Source organism: Pseudomonas sp. P5_A2_2 (assembly GCF_054177685.1).
Genome location: NZ_JBGCUL010000668.1, coordinates 1 through 2,507, shown reverse-complemented (window position 1 = coordinate 2,507; position 2,507 = coordinate 1). Strand labels below are relative to the sequence as shown.

The following is a 2,507-nucleotide window of genomic DNA, read 5'->3' as shown; positions in this document are numbered from 1 at the left end:
GGACGGGGCACCGCTGACCGTGTCGCAGCAGGTATTTGCCGGTCACGCCCCCGAAACTCTGGCACCGGGAACCTGCGCGCGCATCTTCACCGGTGCGCCTGTTCCGCCGGGTGCCAACAGCGTGGAGATGCAGGAGAACACCGAGGTGCTGGAGGACGGACGTATCCGCTTCAAGCAGCCTCTGAGCGCCGGCAGCAACATCCGCCCGCAAGGGCAAGAGAACCGCGCCGGCGATGTATTGCTGCGCGCYGGCAAGCGCCTCGGTCCGTTCGAATTGGCAGTCGCGGCGGCGCAGGGCTGCACCCATGTGCAGGTGGTGCGGCGACCACGGGTGGCATTGCTGTCCACCGGCGATGAACTGGTCGATCCGGGCACGCCACTCAAACCCGGCTGCATCTACAACAGCAACCGCACCTTGTTGAGCCATTGGTTGAGTGCGTTGGGTTGCGAGGTCATCGAGGCCGGCATTCTCCCCGACGAGCCACGGCAGACGCGGCTCAAGCTCGAACAGCTGCAACACAGGGCGGACCTGATGCTCAGCACGGGCGGCGTGTCTGCCGGTGACGCCGACTGCCTTGGCCAGGTACTGCGCGAGTGCGGCAAGCCATTGCTGTGGAAACTCTCGATCAAACCCGGCAAGCCATTGACCGTGGGCCACTTCGGCCGTGTGCCGGTAATTGGCCTGCCGGGCAATCCGACATCGGCGTTGGTCACTTTCGGTCTGTTGGCTCGGGTTTATCTGTTGCGGATTCAGGGCGTCGAAGACGTCGAGCCTTTGAGCTTCCCGGTGAGTGTCGGCTTTGCCTGGCCCAAACCCGGAAGCCGCCGCGAGTACCTGCGGGCGAAACTCGAAGCCGGTCGCGCGGTGCTGTATCCGAACCAGAGTTCAGGCGTTTTGTTGGGCGCGTCCTGGGCCGACGGGCTGCTGGAAATACCGGAAGGCTGCACACTGGAAGTGGGCGACACGGCACGGTTCATACCCTTCAGCGAGCTGTTCTGAATTCCGCAAACAAACTGTGGGAGCGGGCTTGCTCGCGATGAGGCCGGCAAATCCAATAGAGATGTTGGCAGGCAGACCGCTATCGCGAGCAAGCTCGCTCCCACAGAATTTGTGTGTTTCTTGAGTATCAGTTCAACACAAAATCCACCGGTTCCAGTTGTGGCGGCAATTCCGTCACACCCAGGGCCGCCAGTACATCACGCTCGATGTTGCGCACGATGGCGTCGGTGGGCAGGTCGTTTTCATCGCGGCCGAAGGGGTCTTCCAGTTCGTCGGCAATCGCATCCAGGCCGAAAAAGGTGTAGCTGACAATCGCGGTGAAAATCGGTGTCAGCCAGCCCAGGGGTTCGGCCATGGCGAACGGCAGGAGGATGCAGAACAGGTAGATGGTGCGGTGCAGCAACAGGGTGTAGGGAAACGGCAGTGGAGTGTTCTTGATCCGTTCACAGACCGCCTGCGCGTGGGTCAGGCCGGCCAGGTGGTTGGCCATGAGCGTGTAGCGCCAGTCGTTGATCGCCCCGGACTCGTTGAGTGCCGAGCACTGTTGACCGACCTGCATCAGTATCTGCCCGCTGACGTCCGTGGTGTTGCCCCTGGGCATCGGCTGCAGCCAGTCGCCACTGGCGGCCAGTTCGTTTTCCTGGCGCAGCCGCGCGTTGAGGGCATGGGCGAAGCCGCACAGGTTGCTGAGGACCGTGTGTCGCTCATCCGTGTCCTTGATGGCCAGGGTTTCACGAATCATCGAGCGGACTTCCACGATCACATCGCCCCACGCCTTGCGCGCTTCATACCAGCGGTCATAGCAGGCGTTGTTGCGAAAGCTCATGAAGATCGACAACGACAAGCCCAGCAGCGTGAAGGGCGTGGCGCTGACCTTGGAAAAGTAACTGGGATGCAAGGTTTCAATGAGCACGATGGCCGAGGCGAGCAACGTCACCATCAGGCTGCGCCAGGCAATGCGCTTGGCAATCGAACCCTTGAGGGATGTCAGCACGCCGATCAGGTTGGGTTTGGGTCTCACGATCATGGGTTTCAGCCGCCCGTCATGTTCATGAAGCGAATGACCTGGACATCGTCGTTCACTTCGAAGTTGTGTCGATAAGGCTTGAGTTTCATCGCCTCGATAATGGCTTTTTCCAGGCGCTCGGGCTGTCCGGGGTGGCTGCGCAAAACAGCCTTGAGATCCACTGAGTGCTCATTGCCCAGGCACAGCAGCAGACGTCCTTCCACGGTCAGCCGCACCCGATTGCAGGTGCCGCAAAAGTTGTGGCTGTGGGGGGAGATGAACCCCAGGCGAATCTGCGGCGCCTCGGCCAGGCGCCAGTAGCGCGACGGACCTTGGGTCGACTCGGCGGAATCAATCAAAGTGTAGCGTTCGGCGATGCGTTCGCGGACCTGGGCACTGGAGAAAAACGATTCGGCGCGGCTGTGCTCATGGATGGTACCCAGCGGCATTTCCTCGATGAAGGAAATGTCGAGGTTGCGGTCGATGGCGAAGCTCACCAGA

Annotated in this window: 2 protein-coding genes and 1 pseudogene; 1 reads left to right on the top strand and 2 read right to left on the bottom strand. The window is 61.4% G+C overall.

Features of this window, described 5'->3' with window-relative positions; genetic code table 11:
* On the top strand, positions 1-1,000 hold a 1,000-nt coding region (locus ACXRVY_RS23950; RefSeq protein ID WP_458238421.1), incomplete at its 5' end, for a molybdopterin molybdotransferase MoeA.
* Between the two features lie 127 nt (positions 1,001-1,127).
* On the opposite strand, the gene ACXRVY_RS23945 is transcribed toward ACXRVY_RS23950, so the two are convergent.
* Together ACXRVY_RS23945 and ACXRVY_RS23940 are read right to left on the bottom strand one after the other, a co-directional pair.
* Positions 1,128-2,027 carry a bestrophin family protein gene (locus tag ACXRVY_RS23945; RefSeq protein ID WP_223463775.1) on the bottom strand — a complete coding sequence of 300 codons (900 nt, stop codon included), beginning with the start codon at positions 2,025-2,027 and terminating at the stop codon, positions 1,128-1,130.
* 5 nt (positions 2,028-2,032) lie between these two features.
* Positions 2,033-2,507 (bottom strand): annotated as a pseudogene (locus ACXRVY_RS23940) (GTP 3',8-cyclase MoaA); the annotation flags it as partial.

Coding starts and splice junctions, on each gene's coding strand:
- ACXRVY_RS23945 (WP_223463775.1), bottom strand. CDS start 2,027: ATGATCGTGAGACCCAAACCCAACCTGATCGGCGTGCTGACATCCCTC.